Origin of the sequence: Pseudomonas khavaziana, from assembly GCF_019145205.1 — a bacterium.
Taxonomy (GTDB): domain Bacteria; phylum Pseudomonadota; class Gammaproteobacteria; order Pseudomonadales; family Pseudomonadaceae; genus Aquipseudomonas; species Aquipseudomonas khavaziana.
In genome coordinates this window covers 50,217-72,892 of sequence record NZ_JAHSTT010000020.1, presented here as the reverse complement: position 1 = coordinate 72,892, position 22,676 = coordinate 50,217, and the positions used below count along the sequence as shown (strand labels likewise).

Below are 22,676 nucleotides of genomic sequence, written 5' to 3'. Positions count from 1 at the left end.
TGTCACAGGTCAGGTGATAACACCTGACACAACCGCGCCACCGCCTCCAACATCTGCCCACTGGGCCGCTCCAGGCCCTTGTCCGGCACTAGTAAGACGCGTGCCGCCATCGTCGGCCATGCTTTCCACACATCCATCTGCGCCTGATCACCCACCAGAATCACCTCGGGATTACGCTGCAACACCGACTCCACACTGACCTGCGGAGCCGGCAGCTTAAGATCATCAAACACATTGCGCGCCCCGCATACCCCCAGCGCATCACTGATGATCTGCCCACCGCCCACGGTATACAGCGGCTGGTTCCACACTTGATAAAACACCCGCAAAGGTTCGGTGCGTCGATAGCGCTGTCGCAGTTCGGCGAGGCGTTTACTCAGCTTATCGGCCAACACTCGACCAGCCTGCGCGCGGCCCAATTGCTCGGCAATGGCCTGGACCTGGGTGGTCAGCTGTTCAAGGCTATGGGGTTCGGCGACGTACACCGGGATATTCAGGCGCTGCAATTGCTCGCGCTGGGCCGGACCAACGCTGCCGGGCCACAGCAGGATCAAGTCAGGCTTGAGACTGAGCAGGCGCTCCATGTCCAACTGGCCGTAATGCCCGACCGACGGCACTTTCGCCAACGCCGTCGGGCGTTCGCCACCATCGAGTACGCCCACCAGCAGGTCGGCGGCGCCCAACTCAACCACGATTTCAGACAGTGACGGCGCCAGGCTGACCACTCTCTCGACCGCCATCGCCTGAGCACTGAATACCAGCAGCAGTGCCAGCCAGTAGCGGCTCATCCCAGTTGACGCGGAATGCGGTAGAGGTAAAAGAGCACCATGGTCGACATTGCCAGCAGGAACAGCGGTACCGCTTCCAGCCCGACGAACACCGCCAACGCACCAATCCAGGCCGGTAGCGCGGCCACCAGCAAGGCCGTGCGCCGACGCGCCGCCAGGGTGATCCAGGCAGCGGGTTCTTCAGGGGTATCGAGGGCTTTGGAGGTAGCGATCAGCGCGTGTTTATAGCCGTGAAAATAACGCAGGCTGAGAAACATCGAACCCACACCGGCAATGAAAAACGGCATGGCCAGCACGGGAAGCAGGGATTCGGCGCGGCCAAATACCAGGTTGATCACAAACAATGGGAGCAATGCCAGGGCCAGGTACTGCCACCAGTTGAAAGACAGTCGCCGCTTTACCTGGCCTCGGGTCACGCGCGGTCGACCTCGCCCTGGTGCTCGTTGCCCATCATGTGGTCGAGCTTGCTGGCTTTGGTCGCCAGGTAGAGCTTGTTGTGCGGGTTGTGCCCGGTGTGCAGCGGCACGCGCTCGGCCACGGTGATGCCCATCTCGGTCAAGGCCTTGACCTTGCGCGGGTTGTTGGTCATCAAACGCAGGGATTTGACCCCCAGGTGCTCGAGCATCGGCAGGCAGATCGCATAGTCACGCTGATCAGCCGCGAAGCCCAGGCGTTCGTTGGCTTCCACGGTGTCGGCGCCACCGTCTTGCAGTTCGTAGGCGCGGATCTTGTTCAGCAGGCCAATGCCGCGGCCCTCCTGACGCAGGTACAGCAGCACGCCACGGCCTTCACGAGCTATGGCTTGCATTGCCGCTTCCAGTTGCGAACCGCAGTCACAGCGCTGGCTGAACAGCGCATCGCCGGTCAGGCACTCGGAATGCACACGCCCCAGCACCGGCGCACCATCGGCGATGTCGCCGAGGCTGAGCACAACGTGCTCGCGCCCGGTGGCTTCTTCGAGAAAGCCGTTCATGGTGAACGTGGCAAAGGGGGTAGGCAGCTTGGAAGCAGCGACGAAAACGACGGGCACCGTGTGCTCCTGATTTCAGATTTCACAGAGGCGGCCATTGTAACAGTAGGTTCCTACAGACGCTTAAGCTGAATTATCGCTGATAAAGATCAATAGGTTCGATTGGCCTTCGGATTGATTCTATGTAGCGCGAGCCGGTTCGCGAAAGTCGTCAACGTTAACGCAGGCATTCTGATTCAACGCGGCGCCTATGATTTTTTCGCGAGCAAGCTCGCTCCTGCAGTGAAATCAGAATGGATAGGGCTGGTTCCAGCGTGCAAAAATCGCTTTCAACTCACCTGTCTTGACCAGGGTGGCCAGACGCCGGTCATACACCCCCATCAACGCCCGCCCGCGCTCGGTGTCGGCGAAGCCGATATAGAGCGGCAATTCGGCGATATGCGTAAGCTTGAACAGCGTCGGATCCTGGGACTGGCTGAGCATATACTTGGCTTCGGTGAGGGCATCGATATAGAAATCGGCGCGGCCATGTAGCAGCATCGGCAGGATACCGCTGCGCCGCTCGATCTGGTTGAAGCGGCGCACGTTCGGCAGGTATTGCTCGTACTTGTAGCCGCGCACCCAGGCCAGGCGGTAGTCGCCCAGCGTCGCCAACGTCGGCGTGGGCGCCGTTGCCAGCCCGAGGGCGTAGATGTGGTCGGCGTCGAAGTTCCACTGGGGGTACAACACGCCGCTGACCTCATTGCGATAGGATCCGACGCAACCATCCACCTCGCCGCGCTGGGCCAGGCCGACTGAGCGGGTATAAGGCACGCTGCGGGTTTGCAAGGTAATGCCCGCGGGCTCGAAGACCTGGCGCAACAGGTCCCAGGCCAGGCCGCTGCCATCCTGGTTGGTGTAGTCGTTCCACTGCTCACTGGCCAGCACGATCTTGCCAGGCACAGGCATCTCGTCCGCCTGTGCCATGAAGGCAAAGGCACACAGCACGATCAGCAGCCAGCGGCGTACAGCCATAGTGACGGCCTCTTCTGGAGTAAACCTATTAAGGGTAGCGCAGGACGCCAGCTTAGGGCGCCCGGCGAAAATGCTGGTAGCCGCGCACCGCCGGAGTGACGTCCTCGCCGTTGGCATCGAGCAGCGTCACGCCCTGCCCGGCCTCGACCCGACCAATCACATGCACTGGCCAGCCGTCCGCCTGCAACGGCACCAACTGGGACGCTGGCATAGTGAACGCCAGCACGTAGTCATCGCCGCCGCTCAACGCCGCCACACGGGCCTGGTCTTCGCCGACGAACGTCAGCAAGGCTGTGGACAACGGCAACCTGTGACGTTCGACCACCAGGCGGACCGCCGAGGCCTTGGCGATATGCCCACAATCGGCCAATAGCCCATCGGAAATGTCCATGGCCGAGGTCGCCCGACCCCGAAGCGCCAGCCCCAAGGCCAACTGCGGTTGCGGCGACCAGTAGTGCGCCAGCAACGGCGCTGCGATAGCAGCGTCGACAGTGCGTTGCCCCAATACCAGCGGCAAGGCACCGGCGGCGTTGCCCAGTTCACCGCCGACACATAGCAGGTCACCCGGCCGCGCTCCGCTGCGCGTCAACGCCTGCCCCGCCGGCACACGGCCAAACACAGTAAGGGTCAGGCTCAACGGCCCACGGGTGGTATCCCCTCCCACCAAGCCCACACCGCAGCTTTGCGCCATGGCGTTCAAGCCTTGGGCATAGCGTTGCAGCCAATCGGCGTCGATGCTCGGCGTGGTCAGGGCAAGGGTGAATGCGAGGGGATTGGCGCCCATGGCGGCCAAATCGCTCACCGCCACGGCCAGCGAGCGCTGGCCGAGCAGGAACGGGTCACAGGGGTCGGCAAAATGCACGCCGGCCACCAGCGTATCGGTAGAAACAGCCAGTTGCTCTCCGGCTGGGAGCGCCAGCAAGGCGCAGTCGTCGCCGATCCCCAGGGCAATGCCTTCACCGCCCTGCGCACAGGGCGCGGCGGCGAAGAACGTGCGGATCAGCTCGAACTCACCCATGGGAACTCAAGCGCGAATCAGCGCTTGTGTTCCTTCACTTCGGCTTCGCGCAGGCGCGGGGCCAACTTGTCGAGCACGCCGTTGACGAACTTGTGGCCGTCGGTCGAACCGTAGACTTTCGCCAGTTCGATGCCTTCGTTGATCACCACGCGGTACGGTACGTCAACGCGCTTGAGCAGCTCCCAGGTGGACAGGCGCAGTACCGCCAGCTCGACCGGGTCCAGCTCTTCGAGGGTCAGGTCCAGGCATGGCGACAGCGCAGCATCGATCTCGGCCTGGTTGGCCGGAACACCGTGCAGGATGTCGTGGAAGTAGCTCTGGTCAGCAAAGGTGAAGTCGTTATCGACGCGAAATTGCGCTTCGATCTCGTTCAGCGAAGTGCCGGCCATGTGACGCTGGTACAGCGCCTGGGTGGCGAGCTGACGGGCCGCACGGCGCTTTTCGCTTTTCGAGGGCTTGCCGGCATCGGCTGGACGCTCGTCGCGCGGGTTGAAACGATCGCTCTCGTCGGAAATCACTTGGCCTCCAACTGCGACAGCAGGCTGACCATTTCCAGCGCGGACAAGGCAGCTTCAGCGCCTTTGTTACCGGCCTTGGTGCCGGAGCGCTCGATGGCTTGTTCGATGGAGTCAACGGTCAGCACGCCAAAGGCAACTGGTACACCGAACTCCATGGACACCTGGGCCAGGCCCTTGGTGCATTCGCCGGCCACGTATTCGAAATGCGGGGTACCGCCACGAATGACCGCGCCCAGGGCGATGATCGCCGCGTATTCGCCCTGTTGAGCAACTTTTTGCGCAACCAGTGGAATTTCGAAGGCGCCAGGGGCACGGATAAGGGTGATGTCGCTCTCGCTCACACCGTGGCGAACCAGGGCGTCAACGGCACCGCTTACCAGGCTTTCAACCACGAAGCTGTTGAAGCGGCCAACCACCAGGGCATAGCGGCCTTTGGGGGCGATGAAGGTACCTTCGATGGTCTTCAGGGTCATTCGACAAATCTCTTAAAGAGCCGGGACGCGAAAAGTGCGTCCCTCAGTGATGATTTAACCGCGAACAAGGGGCAGAAACCGCCAGCCTTTATTCGGAGGGCACGTATTCTACAACTTCCAGGTCGAATCCGGATATCGCATTAAATTTCATCGGTGCGCTCATCAGGCGCATCTTGCGCACACCGAGGTCGCGCAGGATCTGCGAACCGGCACCGACGATGCTGTAGGTGGTCGGTTTTTTCACCGGCACGGCGTCAGCGGTTTCGCGGATATGCGCCAGCAATACATCGCCATCCAATGGGTGACCGAGCAACAACACCACACCGCTGCCCGCCTCGGAGACCGCAGCCATGGCGGCGCGCAGGCTCCAACGGCCCGGTTGCTTGACCATCAGCAGGTCGCGCAGGGGGTCCATATTGTGCACCCGCACCAGGGTCGGCTCTTCGGCGCAAATATTGCCCAGGGTCAGGGCCATGTGCACGTCGCCTTCCACTGAATCACGGTAGGTCACCAAATTGAATTGGCCCAGTTCGCTGTCCAGCGGCTGCTCGGCAATCCGCTGAACGGTACGTTCGTGGATCATACGGTAGTGAATCAGGTCGGCGATGGTGCCGATCTTGAGGTTGTGTTCGGCGGCAAAGGCTTCAAGCTCAGTGCGACGGGCCATGGTGCCGTCGTCGTTCATTACTTCGCAGATCACCCCGCTCGGCTCGAAGCCGGCCATGCGCGCCAGATCGCAGGCGGCTTCGGTGTGGCCGGCGCGTGCCAGGGTGCCGCCCGGCTGGGCCATCAGCGGGAAGATATGGCCCGGGCTGACGATGTCTTCGGCCTTGGCGTCTTTCGCGGCAGCGGCTTGCACGGTGCGCGCACGGTCAGCGGCGGAAATACCGGTGGTGACGCCCGTGGTGGCTTCAATCGATACGGTGAACTTGGTGCCGAACCCCGAGCCATTGCGCGGCGCCATCAGCGGCAGCTTTAGCAGTTCGCAGCGTTCGCGGCTCATGGGCATGCAGATCAGCCCGCGGGCGTGCTTGGCCATGAAGTTGATGTGCTCAGGCAGGCACGCCTCGGCGGCCATGATGATATCGCCTTCGTTCTCGCGATCTTCGTCATCCATAAGGATGACCATCTTGCCTTGGCGGATGTCTTCAACCAGTTCTTCGATGCTATTGAGCGCCACGCGGCACCCCCTTGGTCAGGATTTCAGGTAGCCGTTAGCGGCCAGAAAACTTTCAGTGATGTTCCCGGATGCAGGCTCTGCGGCCTTTTCGCCCATCAGCAGGCGCTCCAGGTAACGGGCAAGCAAGTCGACTTCAAGATTCACCCGGCGTCCTGGCTGGTATGACGCCATGATGGTTTCGCTCAAGGTGTGGGGAATGATGGTCAGTTCAAATTCGGCGCCATTGACGGCGTTCACGGTCAGGCTGGTGCCGTCGACGGTGATCGAGCCTTTGTGGGCGATGTACTTGGCCAGCTCTTTTGGCGCGCGGATACGGAATTCCACGGCACGCGCATTTTCGCTGCGGGCCACCACTTCGCCGACACCGTCGACATGGCCGCTGACCAGGTGACCGCCCAGGCGCGTGGTAGGCGTCAGGGCTTTTTCCAGGTTGACCGGGCTGCCGGCCTTGAGGTCGTTCATCGCGGTGCAGTCCAGGGTTTCCCGGCTGACGTCGGCGGCAAAGCCATTACCCGGCAGGTCGACGACGGTCAGGCACACGCCGCTGACGGCGATGCTGTCGCCCAGCTTGACGTCGCCAAGGTCCAGCTTGCCGGTTTCAACCAGCAGGCGGACGTCGCCACCCTTGGGGGTCATTGCACGGATGCTGCCGATGGCTTCGATGATGCCGGTGAACATGTCGTTCTCCTGAAAACGAGGGGCGGGCGCTCAAGCGCAGGCCGGGAATTATACGCTCGCTGCAGGGACGGGAATGGCAGTGACTCGCCAGTCGTCGCCTACAGCACGCATTTCAGTGATTTTGAGTCGAGGGGCGTCGGCCAGTTTCTCAAGCGGCCAGTCCAGCAGCGGCCGGGCGGCGGAGCCAAGGAATTTGCCGGCGATGAAAATCACGTATTCGTCCACCAGGCCCTGTTGGGCAAACGCACCCGCCAGGCTTGGGCCGGCTTCCACCAGCACCTCGTTGACGCCACGTGCGGCCAACGCCAATAGGGCGGAACGCAGGTCGACCTGGCCGTCCACGCCCGGCACCACCAGGCACTCGGGGCCACGGGGGTACTGGTTTTGCGCGGTGACGCAGGTGATGACCAGTGCCGGTCCGGCCTTGAAGAAGGGGGCGTTGAGCGGCACCCGCAGGCGGCCGTCGATCAACACGCGCAACGGTGGGCGCGACATGGCCAGGGCCGTGGTGGCCTCATCCAGGCCCAGCTCAGCGGCACGTACGGTCAAGCGGGCATCATCGGCCAGCACCGTGTCGGCACCGGTCAACACCACACTGGCCTCGGCGCGCAGGCGCTGGACGGCGGCGCGGGCAGCGGGGCCGGTGATCCATTGGCTTTCGCCGCTGGCCATCGCGGTGCGGCCGTCCAGGCTCATGGCCAACTTGACCCGCACAAACGGCAGGCCGTGCTCCATGCGCTTGAGAAAGCCCGGGTTGAGCGCCCGCGCCTCAGCTTCCAATACGCCGCTGCGCACCTCGATACCGGCCTGGGCCAGGCGCTGCATACCGCGCCCGGCCACTTCCGGGTTGGGGTCCTGCATGCCGGCGACCACCCGCGCCACGCCAGCCGTCACCAGCGCATCGGCGCAGGGCGGCGTATGGCCATGGTGGCTGCACGGTTCAAGGGTGACGTACACCGTCGCGCCACGGGCCTTGTCACCGGCGGCGCGCAAGGCATTCGGCTCGGCATGGGGCTCGCCGGTGCGCTCGTGCCAGCCTTCGCCGACAATCTGCCCGTCACGCACAATCACGCAGCCAACCCGCGGGTTGGGGTGAGTGGTGTACAGGCCCTTGCGCGCCAATTCGAGGGCGCGGGCCATGTAATGGGCGTCAAGGACCGCCTGTTCAGCGCTGGGTGGGTTCATTTTTTCACCGGTTCACGGGCCAGGCGGTCGATTTCTTCGCGGAACTCATTGAGGTCCTGGAAGCGTCGATACACCGAGGCAAAACGGATATAGGCGACTTCGTCGAGCTTTTGCAGCTCGCCCATCACCAGCTCGCCGACGACCAGGCTCTTGACCTCGCGCTCGCCGGTCGCACGCAGCTTGTGCTTGATGTGCACCAGCGCCGCTTCCAGGCGCTCGACGCTCACCGGGCGTTTTTCCAGGGCGCGCTGCATACCGGCGCGCAGTTTTTCTTCGTCGAAAGGCTGGCGGCTGCCGTCGGACTTGATCAGACGGGGCAATACCAGTTCGGCGGTTTCGAAGGTGGTGAAACGTTCACCACAGGCCAGGCATTCGCGCCGGCGACGCACTTGATCGCCCTCGGCGACCAGACGTGAGTCAATGACCTTGGTGTCGTTGGCACCGCAGAAGGGACAGTGCATGGTTGGCAGGCAACAAAAAATGGGAGGGCCATGTTAGCGCATCCCTGTGGCAAGACAAGCCATAGCCTTTACGGTATATAGGCAGGCTTATATGTTTCTTATTTTTAAGCCACGGATTTTGTCCTTTCTGGAGCCGTACATGCAGTTACGACCACTTGTTCTACTCACCCTGTTCAGTTTTCTGGTCGCCTGCAGCAGCGAAGCCCCCAAGCCGGCCGCGCCTCAGCCGACACCGGCGCAGGAGAAGAAAGTCCCGGGCATTGAAGACCTCGGCCCCCTGCCCGCCTATCAACGGGAAATCAGCGGCAGCCTGACCAACGTGCCCGCCGGCGCCGAAGTCGAGATGGCACTGCTGGTGATCGACGACCGTTCGCGCCCGCAGCAACTGCTCGCCAGCAGCGTGCTGAGCGGCAATGGCAAGCCGCTGGCCTTCCGCCTGCGCTTCAACCCTGAAGCCTTCCCGGCCGGTGCGCGGGTTGAATTGCGTGGCCGCGCCAGCCAGTCCGGCCAGTTGATCCTGCACCTGCCTGCGGTGCGCGTCACCCAGGCGATCACCCAGACCACCGGCCCCCTGCAATTCGTCAAGGCGCCATGACGCCACCGCTGCACCTGCAACGCGCCTTGAGCGAGTTGATCGGCGACGCGCAACTGGTGCCCTGCCCGCTCCCGGGCACTGACTTGTCGTTGTGGCTGCTCGACGCCGACAACATGGACCGTGCCTTCAGCCAGGAGGAAACCCGGCGCATCCTGCATGAGCCACCCTACTGGAGCTTTTGCTGGGCCAGCGGCCTGGCGTTGGCGCGTTACCTGGCGGCGCACCCCGAGTGGGTCGCGGGCAAACGCGTGCTGGATTTCGGGGCCGGCTCCGGCGTGGCCGGGATTGCCGCGGTAAAAGCCGGCGCCCAGGAAGTGGTGGCCTGTGATCTCGACCCGCTGGCCCTGGCCTCTTGCCGCGCAAACGCCGAACTCAACCAGGTGGAGCTGGGTTATTCGGCAGACTTTTTCGCCGAAGCCGACCGCTTCGACCTGATCCTGGTGGCCGACGTACTTTACGACCGCGCCAACCTGCCGCTGCTGGATCAATTCCTCAGCCGTGGCCGCGAAGCGCTGGTGGCAGATTCGCGGGTGCGGGACTTCCGTCACCCACATTACCAACGGCTGGATATCCTCGATGCACTGACCCTGCCGGATCTGGCCGAGCCTTGGGAGTTTCGTAAGGTGAGTCTGTACCATTCGCGGCGCCAGCCTTTATAGTTGCCCCCATTCCCGCTTTATTCGAGACGCCCCATGAGTGAGCCCACGCCGTACATCTTCGACGTCACCACCGCCAACTTCGACCAGGCAGTGATTCAGAACTCTTTTGAAAAACCCGTGCTGGTGGACTTCTGGGCCGAGTGGTGTGCGCCATGCAAGGCGCTGATGCCGATGCTGGCGCAGATTGCCGAGAGTTATCAGGGTGAGTTGCTGCTGGCCAAGGTCGATTGCGAGGCTGAACAGGACATCGTCGCGCGCTTTGGCATTCAAAGCCTGCCGACGGTGGTGCTGTTCAAGGATGGCCAGCCGGTGGACGGGTTTGCCGGTGCACAACCGGAGTCGGCGGTGCGGGCCATGTTGGAACCCCATGTGCAGATGCCACCACCGGCTGCGGCGGATCCGCTGGAACAGGCCCAAGCGTTGTTCAGCGAAGGGCGTATCAGCGAAGCCGAAGCGCTGCTGGTGGCGCTGTTGGGCGAGGACAATACCAACGCCCCGGCACTGATCCTGTACGCACGCTGCCTGGCCGAACGCGGTGAATTGGGCGAAGCCCAGGCGGTGCTCGACGCCGTCAAAAGTGACGACCACAAGGCTGCCCTGGCCGGGGCCAAGGCGCAAATCACCTTCCTGCGCCAGGCTGCGGACTTGCCGGATACTGCCGACCTGAAAAGCCGCCTGGCGCAAAACCCGCAGGACGATGAAGCGGCCTATCAGTTGGCGATCCAGCAACTGGCGCGCCAGCAATACGATGGGGCGCTGGAAGGCTTGCTCAAGCTGTTTATCCGCAACCGCAGCTACAGCGAAGGCTTGCCCCACAAGACCTTGCTGCAGGTGTTCGAACTGTTGGGCAATGACCACCCACTGGTCACTGTGTACCGCCGCAAGTTGTTTGCTGCGCTGTACTAACCCTACCCTGTAGGAGCGAGCTTGCTCGCGAAAAACTTCAACGATAACGCGTGCTTCATGAATGAACGCGGCGCCTATGAGTTTTTCGCGAGCGAGCTCGCTCCTACAAAGGGTCAACCCAGGTGTACAGCGGCGTATCCCCGCCGCTGCTCACCTTGACCTTGGCGCTGTGGCGCAGGCGTACCAGCAGGCGCTTGCCTGCCCCGGCATCGCCAGCCAACCCTTCCAGTTGATCGAGCAACTCCAGGCCATTGAGTTGCCCGGCCTTGCGCAGCAAATCCTGGGCGTGCTGCCACAGATCCTCGTTCTGTTTGACTGGCGTCGGCGTTGGCGCACTTGGCGTTGGAGCGGCCTGTAACTGTGCGCCCAGCCGCGCCCAATCACCGTCATCCAGTTCCAGGGTCAAGTCCACCGGCAGGTCGCCGACGGTTCCACGAATTCGCAACATCGTCCTTCCTCCTGCATTTTTCTGATGGGCATGCTCCCATGCCGCTTGCGCAACGCCAAGCGGGCGGTCAAACTCTCAAACTTATTGTTATAAGATCACATAACATAACTTTCATTCTGGAGCCGTCCCATGCGCCGTTTGCTGCTCGCTTTGCCGTTTGCCCTGCTGCCACTGGCAGTCGCACATGCTCACGAAGATCATGACCACGAGCATGGCAGCCTTGGCGCCCACGAACATGGCGTCGCTCGCCTCAACGCGGTACTGGACGGCCAGGCCCTGGAGCTTGAACTGGACAGCCCGGCCATGAACCTGGTGGGGTTCGAGCATGCCGCGACCAGCGCCGCCGACAAAGCCAAGGTCGCCGCCGCGCGCAAGCAGCTGGAGAACCCGCTGGCACTGTTCAACCTGCCCAAGGCCGCAGGCTGCAAGGTCAGCAGCCAGGAACTCAACAGCCCGCTGTTCGGTGACAAGCCCGAAGCCGAGCATGACGACGATGACCACGCCACCGACGGCAAAGGCGCTGCCGCCCACGAGCATCATCACGACCACAGCGAGATCCACGCCCACTACCAGTTCACCTGCGCCACGCCGACGGCCCTGGGCAACCTCGACCTGAGCCAAGTGTTCAAGACCTTCCCTGCAACCACGAAAATTCAGGTACAACTGATCGGCCCAAGCGGTCAGCAAGGTGTTGACGCGACGGCCACCGCAGCCACCCTGAAGTTCTGAGTTCACATGACCCACCCATTGATCGAACTGTCCAATCTGGGCTTCAACTGGCCCGGTCACCCACAGTTGCTGGACATTCCCGCGTTCCGCCTGGAGCCCGGGGAAACCCTGTTTCTCAAGGGCCCGAGCGGCAGTGGCAAGACCACGCTGCTGGGGCTCTTGGGTGGCGTGCAGAAACCCAGCCAGGGCAGCATCCGCCTGCTCGGCCAGGAATTGACCGAACTCTCGGCCGGCGCCCGGGATCGATTCCGCGTCGACCACACCGGCTACATCTTCCAGCAATTCAACCTGCTGCCGTTTCTGTCAGTGCGTGAAAACGTCGAGCTGCCTTGCCACTTTTCCAAGCTGCGCGCACAGCGGGCCCGGCAGCGCCACGGCAGTGTCGACCAGGCGGCCGCGACCTTGCTTGCGCACCTGGGTTTGAAGGACAAGGATCTGCTTGAGCGGCGCGCCGACTCGCTATCCATCGGCCAGCAACAACGGGTCGCCGCAGCACGTGCGTTGATCGGCCAACCGGAGCTGGTGATCGCCGACGAACCCACCTCGGCCCTGGACTACGACGCCCGCGAAGCCTTCATCCAGTTGCTGTTCGCTGAATGCCGCGACGCTGGCGCCAGCCTGTTGTTTGTCAGCCACGACCAGAGCCTGGCCTCGCTGTTCGACCGCAACCTGTCGCTGGCCGAACTCAATCGCGCCGCCACGCCCGCAGAGGTTTGAGATGTATCTGTTTCGTCTAGCCATGGCCAGCCTGGCTAACCGCCGCTTTACCGCGATCCTCACCGCTTTCGCCATCGCGCTTTCCGTTTGCTTGTTGCTCGCAGTGGAGCGCGTGCGCGTCGAGGCACGCAACAGCTTCGCCAGCACCATCAGCGGTACCGACCTGATCGTCGGTGCACGTTCGGGCTCAGTGAACCTGCTGCTGTACTCGGTGTTCCGTATCGGCAACGCCACCAACAATATTCGTTGGGACAGCTACGAGCACTTCGCCGCCAACCCCCAGGTGAAATGGGCGATTCCGATTTCCCTGGGTGACTCCCATCGCGGCTACCGGGTGATGGGCACCAACGAATCCTACTTCGAGCATTACCAGTACGGGCGCAAGCAAAACCTCGAACTGGCCAGCGGCCGCGCGTTCGCCACCGACCCGTTCGAAGTGGTGCTCGGTGCCGAAGTCGCCGATGCCCTGCATTACAAGCTCGGCGACAAGCTGGTGCTGGCCCATGGCGTGGCAGTGGTCAGCCTGGTCAAGCATGACGACAAACCCTTCACCGTGGTCGGTATCCTAAAGCGCACCGGCACCCCGGTGGACCGCACGCTGCATATCAGCCTGGGCGGCATGGAAGCGATCCATATCGACTGGCACAACGGCGTGCCGGCCCAGGGCAAAGGCCGCATCAGCGCCGACCAGGCGCGCAATATGGACCTGACCCCACAAGCCATCACCGCATTCATGCTCGGCCTGAACAACAAGATTTCCACCTTCGCCCTGCAAAGGGAGATCAACGAGTTCCGTGGCGAGCCGATGCTGGCGATCCTGCCGGGCGTGGCCCTGCAAGAGCTGTGGAGCATGATGGGCACCGCCGAGAAAGCCTTGTTCGTGATCTCGCTGTTCGTGGTGCTGACCGGTTTGATCGGCATGCTCACGGCTATTCTCACCAGCCTCAACGAACGCCGCCGCGAGATGGCGATCCTGCGGTCGGTGGGCGCGCGCCCGTGGCATATTGCAACCCTGTTGATCTTCGAAGCCTTTGCCCTGGCCTTGGCCGGCGTAACGGCGGGCGTGGGGCTGCTGTACCTGTGCATCGCCGCGTCACGGGGTTACCTGCAGGCTAATTACGGCCTGGACCTGCCGATGTCATGGCCGAGCAAATATGAATGGACCCTGCTGGCGGGTATTCTCGCGGCAGCGCTGTTGATGGGCAGCGTGCCCGCGTGGCGTGCCTATCGACAATCTTTGGCCGATGGCCTGTCCATCCGTTTATGAGGAAGGCTTCGATGCGTCGTGCCCTGTTTGCCCTGTTGTTGCTGGTGAGCGTGCCCGTGTGGGCGGATGAGCCGCCCAGGGACTTGTCCTGGCAGGAGATGATCCCGCCGGACGCACCGCCGGAAATCCCCAATATGAAACCGCTGCACGACCTGTCGAACATGGCCGATGCCTTGTCCGTGGAAGCTGCGCCCGCGGCCAAGCAGGACCTGCCCAATGCCCCGGTGGTGCAAGGTCTCAACGGCCAGCACATTCGCCTGCCGGGGTATATCGTGCCGCTGGAGGTCAGTGAGGAAGGCCGTACCACCGAGTTCCTGCTGGTGCCGTACTTCGGTGCATGCATTCATGTGCCGCCACCGCCGTCGAACCAGATCGTGCATGTCAAAAGCGAAGTCGGCGTGAAGCTCGATGAGCTGTATCAGCCGTACTGGGTCGAAGGCGCGATGCAGGTCAAGCCGTCGTCAAGCGAACTGGCCGACGCCGGTTACCAGATGGATGCCGAGAAGATTTACATGTACGAGCTGCAGGAGTAGCGCTGATCACCCTTTCATTGAGCTGAGTCAAAAGACCGGACGGAACGATCTTTACCATTGGACGTACAACTTTTAAACGTCCTCTGGAGCTCCCATGAACAAGTCTCTGCTCGGCGCGTCCCTCTTCGCGCTCGCCCTCGTCGCCCCGGTCGCACACGCTCACCAAGCGGGCGATATCCTGGTGCGTGCCGGTGCAATCACCGTGAACCCGGACGCCGACAGCAGCAAAGTCAAGGTTGACCAGGGCCCACTGGCCGGCACCAACCTGGGCGGCAAGGCGACCATGAGCAGCGACACCCAGTTGGGCTTGAACTTCGCCTACATGATCACCGACCACGTGGGTATCGAACTGCTGGCCGCCACGCCGTTCGAGCATGACGTAAAACTCAAGAACACCGCCCTGGGCGCCGCCAACGGCAAACTCGGCTCGCTCAAACACCTGCCGCCGACCCTGAGCGTCGTGTACTACCCGCTGGACAACAAGTCGGCGTTCCAGCCCTACGTGGGTGCCGGTATCAACTACACCTGGATCTACGACGAACACGTTGGCGGTCGTGCCGAACAAGCCGGTTTCAGCAACTTCAAGGCCGAGAACTCCTGGGGCTGGGCCGCACAGATCGGCGCCGACTACATGATCAACGACAAATGGATGATCAACGCCCAGGCGCGCTACATCGACATCAGCACCAAGGCGACTGTGGATAACAATGCGCTGGGCCAGGGCACTCGCGCCAAGGTCAATGTGGACGTGGACCCAATGGTTTACATGGTGGGTATCGGCTACAAGTTCTAAGCAACACTGCATAACCAATGTGGGAGGGGGCTTGCTCCCGATAGCGGTGGATCAGTCCATGAATCTGTTGACTGACACTCTGCTATCGGGAGCAAGCCCCCTCCCACATTTTGGTTTTGTGTGGTGTCAGCTATGGCGATAGAACCGGTCCAGCAACGCCGGCAACCCCGCCCGCCACGCCCGAGGCTTGATGCCAAAGGTGTGGAGGATCTTCTTGCAGGCCAACACCGCGTGCTGCGGTTCTTCTGCCGCATCCGGCCGCGCCGCGTGGGCCTGGGCAGTGGGAGACTCAATGGCCAGGGCGTGGAAGTTGCGCGCTTCTGTGAGGATTGCCTGGCCCAGGGCCAATGGCGTGGTCGCTTCATGCCCGGCGTAGTGATAGGTACCCCACAACGGCGCCGCGCAATCGAGTTGCTTAAGCACTGAGATGATCACCCGTGCAGCATCGTCTACCGGCGTCGGGTTGCCGCGACGGTCGTCCGCCATCAGTAACTCATCGGGTTTCTCGGCACGGGCCAGAAAACGCCCGAGAGTGCCGTCAACGCTGTCATCCAGCAACCAGCCAAAGCGCAGCAGCACATGCTGTGGGCAAGTGGCGCGCACGCTTTGTTCGATACGCCACAGCGCCTGACCGCGCAGGCCCAGGGGTACCGGCTCGTCTTTCTCGCTGTAGGCGGTGGCGCGGGAGCCATCGAATACGCGATAGCTGGACGGTTGCAGCAGGGTGATGCTGTGGTGCTGGCACAGTTCAGCCAGGCGCTCGATGGCGAATTCCTGGCCGGCCAGGCGGGTTTCGCTTACGGCTTCGGCCTGGAACCAGTCGAAATAGTAGGCGAGGTTGATCAATGCATCGGGACGGGTGTCGTCGAGCAATTGGGTGAGGCTTGCGGCATCCCAGCCGTCTTGGGGCGGTTTGGGTGCGAGGAAACCGATGTCTTCCTCTGCACCGAGGCGAATCAGCGCCTGCCCGAGGGCATTCCCGCCGCCCAGTAACATAAGGCGCATTCGCATAGATTGAGCAGGCCCGGTCTGTTTGGAACGATGGTTATTATCGACAGGCATGTGCGCCTTGCCGTAGGTAGTTGCCAGAATCGTTGCATTTTGCGGGTTTGTAGCGCAACCGTCACGGATAAAGTGCGGGGTTGCAACTTGGCCCCGCCGGTTGCATATAGGGTGAATGAACCTTCCCGAATCAACGGACAAGGGTTTGCACGGCTTTCACCCCGCCGTCAGCACTTGGTTCCGTAGTACCTTTCCTTCGGTGACCAACGCCCAGGCCCAGGCGTGGCCGTTGATCCGCCAGCGCCGCTCGACACTGATCGCCGCGCCCACCGGCTCCGGCAAGACGCTGACGGCCTTCCTGGCGGTGCTGGACGACCTGGTGCACCAAGGCCTGGCCAACGGCGGCGAACTGCCGGACCAAACCCTGGTGGTGTATGTGTCGCCGCTCAAGGCGCTATCCAACGATATCCAGATCAACCTGCAAAACCCGCTGGCCGGCATTACCGAACATCTAGAGAAGCGGGGGCTGCCGCCGCTGGTAATCCGCACCGCTGTGCGCACCGGCGACACCCCGCAAAAAGACCGCGCCCAGATGCGCAAACGCGCACCGCATATCCTGGTCACCACTCCGGAATCGCTCTACGTGCTGCTCGGCTCGGATTCTGGCCGGCACATGCTCGCCAGCACACGTACGGTGATCGTCGATGAGATCCACGCCATCGCCGCCGGCAAGCGCGGCAGCCATTTGGCCTTGAGCCTGGAGCGCCTGCAAGGGCTGTGTGCCGAGCCATTGACCCGTATCGGCTTGTCGGCCACGCAAAAACCTATCGAAGCCGTCGCACGCTTTTTAGTCGGCACCGAACGTGATTGCGCCATTGTGGATATCGGCCACGCCCGCCCCCGTGACCTGGCGATCGAAGTGCCGCCGGTGCCGCTCTCGGCGGTGATGGCCAACGACGTGTGGGAGTTGGTCTACGATCGCCTCGCGCAATTGGCCCGTGAACACCGCACCACCCTGGTATTCGTCAACACCCGGCGCCTGGCCGAACGCCTGGCCCGGCACTTGAGCGAGCGCCTGGGCAAGACCGCCGTGGCCGCTCACCACGGCAGCCTGGCCAAGGAGATGCGCCTGGACGCCGAACAGCGCCTCAAGGCCGGCGAACTGCAAGTGTTGATCGCTACGGCGTCCCTGGAGCTGGGGATTGATATCGGCGAGGTCGACCTGGTCTGCCAGATCGGCTCGCCGGGTTCGATCAACGGCTTTCTGCAACGGGTCGGCCGTTCCGGGCACCAGGTCGGCGGCACGCCCAAGGGGCGCCTGTTTGCCACCACCCGCGACGACCTGATCGAGTGCGCCGCGCTGCTCGATTGCGTGCGCCGTGGCGAGCTGGATACCTTGCATATTCCCGTGGCACCGCTCGATGTACTGGCCCAGCAGATCATCGCCGAGGTCAGCGCCCAGGAATGGCCGGAACAGACGCTGCTGGCGCTTATCCACCGCGCCGCGCCCTACGCCGAACTGGATGAACGCCACTACCAGGCTCTTTTGCAGATGCTCAGCGAGGGCTACAACGGCCGCCAGGGCATGCGCAGCGCCTACCTGCACCGCGACGCCGTGGCCCACACCCTGCGCGGCCGCCGTGGCGCCAGGCTCACGGCGGTAACCAGCGGCGGCACGATCCCCGACAATGCCGACTACAGCGTGTTGCTGGAGCCGCAAAGCCTGAATATCGGCAGCGTCAACGAAGACTTTGCGGTGGAAAGCATCGCCGGGGATATCTTCCAGCTCGGCAATACCTCCTATCGCATCCTGCGGGTCGAAGCCGGCAAGGTGCGGGTCGAGGATGCCCAGGGCCAACCTCCGACCATTCCGTTCTGGTTGGGTGAAGCCCCCGGGCGCAGCAACGAGTTATCGGTGGCCGTGGCCCGCTTGCAAGGGCAATTGGACAGTTTGCTCGGTGCCACGCCCGGCGACCTGCAACCGGCCCTCGACTGGCTTACCGGCACCCTGGGCCTCGATGTCGCCAGCGCCGATCAACTGTTGGACTACCTCGCCCGGTCGCGCCAGGCCCTGAGCGCCCTGCCGTCCCAGGACACATTGATCATGGAACGGTTTTTCGATGCATCCGGCGGCACCCAACTGATCATCCACACGCCGTTTGGCAGCCGCATCAACCGCGCCTGGGGCCTGGCCTTGCGCAAGCGCTTTTGCCGTACCTTCAATTTCGAGCTGCAAGCGGCGGCCAGTGAAAATGCCATCGTGCTGTCGTTGTCCACCAGTCACAGCTTCGCGCTGGATGAGGTGTGGCGTTACCTCAACAGCAACAGTGCCGAACACATCCTGATCCAGGCCGTGCTGGATGCGCCACTGTTCGGTGTGCGCTGGCGCTGGAATGCCGGCGTGGCCCTGGCGCTGCCGCGTTATACCGGTGGGCGCAAGGTGGCACCGCAGATCCAGCGCATGAAGAGCGAAGACCTGATCGCCAGCGTATTCCCCGACCAGATCGCCTGCCTGGAAAACCTCGCCGGCGAACGCGAAATCCCCAACCACCCGCTGGTGGAGCAAACCCTCGACGACTGCCTGCACGAGGCCATGGACAGCGACGCCTGGCTGGCGCTGCTGCGGCGCATGGAACGCGGCGACGTGCGGTTGATCAGCCGCGACCTGCCCGCGCCCTCGCCCATGGCCGCAGAAATCCTCAGCGCTAAACCCTATACCTTCCTCGACGACGCGCCCCTGGAGGAGCGCCGCACCCAGGCCGTGCTCAACCGCCGCTGGAGCGACCCGCAGAGCACTGACGACTTGGGCGCCCTGGATGCCGACGCCATCGCCGGTGTACGCGAAGAAGCCTGGCCGGCCCCCAATGGCCTGGATGAAATGCATGAAGCGTTGATGAGCCTGGCCTGCATCGCAGCGGGCGAAGTTACGCCGCAATGGGCCCAATGGTTGCAGGCATTGCGCAAGGCCGGGCGGGCCTATCAGTTGCCCAACGGCATGTGGGTCGCCGTGGAGCGCTTGAATTGTTTGCAGGCGCTGTATCCCAACGATCTGCCGTTGCTGCCGGGGTTCGATGAACCCTGGTCCTTTGATGAAGCGCTGGTGGAAGTGCTGCGTGCGCGCCTCAGTGGTTTTGGCCCGCTGACCCTGGTCGAGATCGCGTCGCCCCTGGCCTTACCGGTGGTGTCGATTACCCAGGCCCTGGCACGCCTGGAACAGGAAGGCTACGTGCTGCGCGGCCACTTCAGCCCCGGCGTGGCTGAAGAACAATGGTGCGAACGTCATTTGCTGGCGCGCATTCATCGCTACACGGTCAAGCGCCTGCGCCGGGAAATCGAGCCGGTGGCATTGCAGGATTTCACGCGCTTTCTGTTCGACTGGCAGCACCTGTCCGACAGCACCCGCGGCCAGGGCAGCGCGGTGTTGCCGCAGATTGTCGGCCAGTTCGAAGGCTATGCCGCCGCCACGTCGGCCTGGGACACCGACCTGCTCAGCGCCCGCATCAAGGATTACTCATCGACCTGGCTCGATGACCTGTGCCGCAGCGGCAAGCTGGTCTGGACGCGCCTGAGCAACAAGGCCGGGGCCATGGCGTTGCGCAGCACCCCGGTGGTTTTGCTCCCCCGTAGCCAGGTAGCGTTGTGGAGCGGGCTGACCGAGCCTACCGACAGCACCACCTTGTCGCTCAAGGCGCAGAAGGTCCACCTGGCCCTGCGCGAGCATGGCGCGCTGTTTTTCGATGAACTGGTGCACGAGGCCCATTTGCTGCGCAGCGAGCTGGAGACCGCCTTGCAGGAACTGGTAGGCGCCGGCCTGGTAAATGCTGACAGCTTCGCCGGCCTGCGCGCCTTGACCACTCCCGCCAGCAAACGCCAGGCGCGCAGCAGTCGACGTGGGCGCGGGGCGTTTGTCGGCGGCATGGACGACGCCGGGCGTTGGGCCTTGGTTCGCCGCTCGGCGACCGCCGCCGGCGCGCATTCGGCCGAGACCCTGGAGCATGTGGCGATGACCCTGCTTCGCCGTTATGGCGTGGTGTTCTGGCGGCTGCTGGAGCGCGAGGCGGATTGGTTACCGAGTTGGCGCGAACTGCTGCGCACTTTCCATCGGTTGGAGGCGCGGGGCGAGATCCGTGGCGGGCGGTTTGTCAGTGGGTTGGCGGGAGAGCAGTTTGCATTGCCGGAGGCGATACCGTTGCTGCGCGAGGTGCGGCGGCGGCCCCATGATGGGAGTTTGATTGCGGTGTGTGGGGCCGATCCGTTGAATCTTGTCGGCACGCTGTTGCCGGGAGCCAAGGTGCCAGCGGTGAGCGGTAATCGGGTTGTCTATCGTGATGGGGTGCCGGCGGCGGTGATGGTCGCCGGCAAGCAACAGGTGTTGCTGGAGGTGGATCAGCAGGCGGTGCAGGAGAAGTTGATCAGGCGCTGAACTTGAGGGCCTCATCGGGAGCAAGCCCCCTCCCACATTTAGATGCGTGAACACATTTCAAGTGTGGGAGGGAGCTTGCTCCCGATGAGGCCAGAACAGCCACTTTCATCATTGAGACCTGGGCTGCTCGGTCAGCACCGGCGCATCCGGCTCTTCCACCTGCGCCACACGCTTAGGCAACAACACCTGCTGTGGATAAGTCTGCGCAAAGTGCACCTCATCACAGTTATCCACAAGCTTTTTCAGCCGCTGGTTAAACGCCCGGCTGACCGCATACTGCCCACCCGACACCGTACGGAACTGTGCGGTGAGCACCACGCCATTGAGGTCCATCTTGTCCACGCCAAATACTTCCAGCGGCCCTTGCAGGTTGTACTTGAGGAACACGTCGTCGCGAATCGATTGGCCCGCTTCGCGGATCAGCTCCACGGCCTTGTCCACGTCGGTGTCGTAGGTGAACTGCACCGAGAAGAAGGCATAGGCGAACTGCCGCGACTGGTTGGTGACCGCCTTGATCTGCCCGAACGGCACCGAATGCACAAAACCCTTGCCGTCGCGCAGGCGCAGGGTGCGAATGGTCAGGCCTTCGACGGTGCCCGCATGGCCGGAGTCGAGCACCACCCAGTCGCCGATGGACAGGGTGTCTTCGATAATGATGAACAGGCCGGTAATCACGTCCTGCACCAACTGCTGGGAGCCGAAACCGATGGCCAGGCCCACCACCCCGGCACCCGCCAGCAACGGCGCGACGTTGATGCCAAGATTTGCCATGGTGGTGATCGCGCAAATCACCACCAGGATAATCTTCACCGCATTGCGCAGCAGCGGCAGGATGGTTTTCACCCGGGTGCTGGGCTGGCGGCCGGAGCGTTTATTCACCGGCGGCTTGAGCGCTTCCTGGATCGCCGTATCGAGCACCACCCAGAACAGCCAGGTCACCAACAGGATCAGGCCGATGCTGCTGAGGGAATCACTGATGGCCCGGCCCACCGAGTTGCGCTGGGCGAACTCAAATAGCGATACGCCCCAGATACGCCCGAGGATTTCGATAAAGGCAATGGCCATGACGATACGCAGGATCGCGTGCAGCAAACTGAGGAAGCGCTCCTTGTAGGCGCTGCTGCGTTGGATCGACACTTGGCTGCGGGACTTGAACAGGTGTTGCAGCACGGTGCTGAGAAACACTGTGCCGATCAGCAGCAGCGTGGTGAGCAGTGCGCAACGCAGGGCCTTTTGGTTGTCGTCGCCGGCGCCGATCAGGTTCACCGCGGACACCAGCACCATCAACAGGATCGGCCAGTACCAAAGCCCGGAAAACACCCGCAGCGATTGCTGCAAGGCCGGATGCTGGAGGCGCTGGGCCAACGGGCGGTTACGGATCAAATGGGCCACCGGACGACGCAGGCGCACCACCAGCACGCCGAAAATCACTGCGGCAAACAGGCCGGTAAATACCGCGATACTGCTGGTGATATTGCCGCCCAGTTGACGAGCGATCTGCGGGCTGGTCAACGCGTCGCTGAGGGCGGCAAGGAAGCCGATCAGGAACAGCGGCTTAGGGCAGTAGTCACGAATAATCTGCACGGCGGGCCGCTTGTGCCCGACGTTAAACATCACAATGACGCACAGCAGCATCGAGGTCGAAAAGATGCCGCTGCTGGTGGCATAGGCAAAACACAGCGCCAGCGCACGGCCCACCGAAGCGGCCAAGAAGTGGCTTACATAGAGGGTCAGCGGCAGGCAGATCAACGCTGGAATCGTGTAGGGCACTACGTAGCCGAGCAAGCCTTGCAAGCGCTGGCGTCGTGCGACGAACGAGCGGCGGCTGGAGCGCTGCACCACCCAGTGCCCCAGTAAAGTCAACGCGGCAAAGGCACCGATCCACACCCCGGACAACAGCAGAAAATCGCCGGCCACACTCCACGGCGAGCGCGCGGCGGTCTGGTCGACCAGGCGCCCCACTTCATCCGCCGCCCGGTCGGCACGTAGGCGCCAGGCGTCGACGAGGTTCTGGTTGAGGTCGAGCTTGTCCTGCACGTCATCAATACTGGAACTGATGGCTCCGAGTAGCCCGCCCTCCACCAACAGCTCCGGCTTGGCCGGCGTTTCGGATGCAGGCGCAGTGGCCGCAGCTTGCAGTGCGCCGTTGCCGCACAGCAACAGCGCGGCGAGCAGAAATGCGGTCTTTAGATTCAGCAAAACGGCGGGCTCCTTCGGCAGGGTCTGTAAGGAACTGACGGGTTTGGCCTTGGATCGTTCCCTGCGCTTTTTGGGCATGTGATTTAAAACGGTGGGAGGGACTTGCCCCCGATAGCGGCG

At 62.9% G+C, this 22,676-nt stretch carries 23 protein-coding genes; 9 read left to right on the top strand and 14 right to left on the bottom strand.

Translation table 11 applies throughout. From position 1 onward, the window contains the following. Window positions 1–2: 2 nt before the first annotated feature. The 11 genes from KVH01_RS28350 to nrdR all read right to left on the bottom strand — a co-directional run bounded on the left by KVH01_RS28350 (window position 3) and on the right by nrdR (window position 8,285). Window positions 3–788, bottom strand: a complete 786-nt coding sequence (locus tag KVH01_RS28350) for a cobalamin-binding protein (RefSeq protein WP_217883691.1) — start codon at window positions 786–788, stop codon at window positions 3–5. Then, window positions 785–1,204, bottom strand: a complete 420-nt coding sequence (locus KVH01_RS28345) for a nuclear FMR1 interacting 1 family protein (RefSeq protein WP_043051120.1) — start codon at window positions 1,202–1,204, stop codon at window positions 785–787. The genes KVH01_RS28350 and KVH01_RS28345 overlap by 4 nt, the downstream gene beginning before the upstream one ends. Then, entirely contained in the window at window positions 1,201–1,818 is a 618-nt protein-coding gene (ribA, locus tag KVH01_RS28340) for a GTP cyclohydrolase II (protein ID WP_217883690.1), read from the bottom strand. Before ribA ends, KVH01_RS28345 begins: the two co-directional genes overlap by 4 nt. Before the next feature lie 228 nt (window positions 1,819–2,046). Then, on the bottom strand, window positions 2,047–2,772 hold the full coding sequence (locus KVH01_RS28335; protein ID WP_217883689.1) for a substrate-binding periplasmic protein: 726 nt from the start codon (window positions 2,770–2,772) through the stop codon (window positions 2,047–2,049). A 52-nt stretch (window positions 2,773–2,824) separates the two neighbouring features. Further along, complete coding sequence (thiL, locus tag KVH01_RS28330) at window positions 2,825–3,790, bottom strand: thiamine-phosphate kinase (protein ID WP_217883688.1); 966 nt, start codon at window positions 3,788–3,790, stop codon at window positions 2,825–2,827. Window positions 3,791–3,807: 17 nt separating this feature from the next. Further along, window positions 3,808–4,308, bottom strand: a complete 501-nt coding sequence (nusB, locus tag KVH01_RS28325) for a transcription antitermination factor NusB (RefSeq protein ID WP_046069738.1) — start codon at window positions 4,306–4,308, stop codon at window positions 3,808–3,810. After that, entirely contained in the window at window positions 4,305–4,781 is a 477-nt protein-coding gene (gene ribH, locus KVH01_RS28320; RefSeq protein ID WP_003194576.1) for a 6,7-dimethyl-8-ribityllumazine synthase, read from the bottom strand. The genes nusB and ribH overlap by 4 nt, the downstream gene beginning before the upstream one ends. A gap of 88 nt (window positions 4,782–4,869) precedes the next feature. Next, a complete protein-coding gene (gene ribBA / locus KVH01_RS28315) occupies window positions 4,870–5,961 on the bottom strand; it encodes a bifunctional 3,4-dihydroxy-2-butanone-4-phosphate synthase/GTP cyclohydrolase II (protein ID WP_046069739.1) in 1,092 nt (363 codons plus the stop codon). A 15-nt stretch (window positions 5,962–5,976) separates the two neighbouring features. Continuing rightward, window positions 5,977–6,639 carry a riboflavin synthase gene (locus KVH01_RS28310; protein WP_043051125.1) on the bottom strand — a complete coding sequence of 221 codons (663 nt, stop codon included), beginning with the start codon at window positions 6,637–6,639 and terminating at the stop codon, window positions 5,977–5,979. A gap of 48 nt (window positions 6,640–6,687) precedes the next feature. Next, entirely contained in the window at window positions 6,688–7,824 is a 1,137-nt protein-coding gene (ribD, locus tag KVH01_RS28305) for a bifunctional diaminohydroxyphosphoribosylaminopyrimidine deaminase/5-amino-6-(5-phosphoribosylamino)uracil reductase RibD (protein ID WP_217883687.1), read from the bottom strand. Next, window positions 7,821–8,285 (bottom strand): transcriptional regulator NrdR, encoded by a 465-nt coding sequence (gene nrdR, locus KVH01_RS28300; RefSeq protein ID WP_026082968.1) that lies wholly within the window; start codon window positions 8,283–8,285, stop codon window positions 7,821–7,823. Before nrdR ends, ribD begins: the two co-directional genes overlap by 4 nt. A 139-nt stretch (window positions 8,286–8,424) precedes the next feature. Between nrdR and KVH01_RS28295 the strand changes: the two genes are divergently transcribed. From KVH01_RS28295 to trxA, 3 genes are read left to right on the top strand one after another with little or no spacing between them, the layout of a single operon-like run. Continuing rightward, entirely contained in the window at window positions 8,425–8,880 is a 456-nt protein-coding gene (locus tag KVH01_RS28295) for a YbaY family lipoprotein (protein ID WP_217883686.1), read from the top strand. Continuing rightward, on the top strand, window positions 8,877–9,539 hold the full coding sequence (locus KVH01_RS28290; RefSeq protein WP_217883685.1) for a class I SAM-dependent methyltransferase: 663 nt from the start codon (window positions 8,877–8,879) through the stop codon (window positions 9,537–9,539). The genes KVH01_RS28295 and KVH01_RS28290 overlap by 4 nt, the downstream gene beginning before the upstream one ends. Before the next feature lie 33 nt (window positions 9,540–9,572). After that, window positions 9,573–10,445: a thioredoxin gene (gene trxA / locus KVH01_RS28285; protein ID WP_217883684.1), complete on the top strand. Its 873-nt coding sequence runs from the start codon at window positions 9,573–9,575 to the stop codon at window positions 10,443–10,445. A 103-nt stretch (window positions 10,446–10,548) separates the two neighbouring features. On the opposite strand, the gene KVH01_RS28280 is transcribed toward trxA, so the two are convergent. After that, on the bottom strand, window positions 10,549–10,893 hold the full coding sequence (locus tag KVH01_RS28280) for a hypothetical protein (RefSeq protein WP_217883683.1): 345 nt from the start codon (window positions 10,891–10,893) through the stop codon (window positions 10,549–10,551). Between the two features lie 129 nt (window positions 10,894–11,022). Between KVH01_RS28280 and KVH01_RS28275 the strand changes: the two genes are divergently transcribed. From KVH01_RS28275 to KVH01_RS28255, 5 genes are all read left to right on the top strand, one after another. Further along, window positions 11,023–11,622, top strand: a complete 600-nt coding sequence (locus KVH01_RS28275) for a DUF2796 domain-containing protein (RefSeq protein ID WP_217883682.1) — start codon at window positions 11,023–11,025, stop codon at window positions 11,620–11,622. Window positions 11,623–11,628: 6 nt separating this feature from the next. Further along, window positions 11,629–12,339 carry an ABC transporter ATP-binding protein gene (locus KVH01_RS28270; protein WP_057014535.1) on the top strand — a complete coding sequence of 237 codons (711 nt, stop codon included), beginning with the start codon at window positions 11,629–11,631 and terminating at the stop codon, window positions 12,337–12,339. Window position 12,340: 1 nt separating this feature from the next. Further along, the gene (locus KVH01_RS28265) at window positions 12,341–13,606 is read left to right on the top strand and encodes an ABC transporter permease (RefSeq protein ID WP_217883681.1); all 1,266 of its coding nucleotides are present in this window, start codon (window positions 12,341–12,343) and stop codon (window positions 13,604–13,606) included. A gap of 11 nt (window positions 13,607–13,617) precedes the next feature. Continuing rightward, entirely contained in the window at window positions 13,618–14,139 is a 522-nt protein-coding gene (locus KVH01_RS28260; protein ID WP_217883680.1) for a DUF3299 domain-containing protein, read from the top strand. Between the two features lie 94 nt (window positions 14,140–14,233). Further along, window positions 14,234–14,932, top strand: a complete 699-nt coding sequence (locus tag KVH01_RS28255) for an OmpW/AlkL family protein (RefSeq protein ID WP_217883679.1) — start codon at window positions 14,234–14,236, stop codon at window positions 14,930–14,932. A gap of 126 nt (window positions 14,933–15,058) precedes the next feature. On the opposite strand, the gene KVH01_RS28250 is transcribed toward KVH01_RS28255, so the two are convergent. Continuing rightward, the gene (locus KVH01_RS28250) at window positions 15,059–15,943 is read right to left on the bottom strand and encodes a sugar nucleotide-binding protein (protein WP_046069750.1); all 885 of its coding nucleotides are present in this window, start codon (window positions 15,941–15,943) and stop codon (window positions 15,059–15,061) included. Between the two features lie 166 nt (window positions 15,944–16,109). Here KVH01_RS28250 and KVH01_RS28245 point away from each other — a divergent pair, with 166 nt between their 5' ends. Further along, complete coding sequence (locus KVH01_RS28245) at window positions 16,110–20,357, top strand: DEAD/DEAH box helicase (RefSeq protein ID WP_217883678.1); 4,248 nt, start codon at window positions 16,110–16,112, stop codon at window positions 20,355–20,357. A 108-nt stretch (window positions 20,358–20,465) separates the two neighbouring features. Here the strand turns inward: KVH01_RS28245 and KVH01_RS28240 are convergent, their stop codons facing one another. Next, entirely contained in the window at window positions 20,466–22,556 is a 2,091-nt protein-coding gene (locus tag KVH01_RS28240) for a mechanosensitive ion channel family protein (RefSeq protein ID WP_217883677.1), read from the bottom strand. Between the last annotated feature and the right edge of the window lie 120 nt (window positions 22,557–22,676).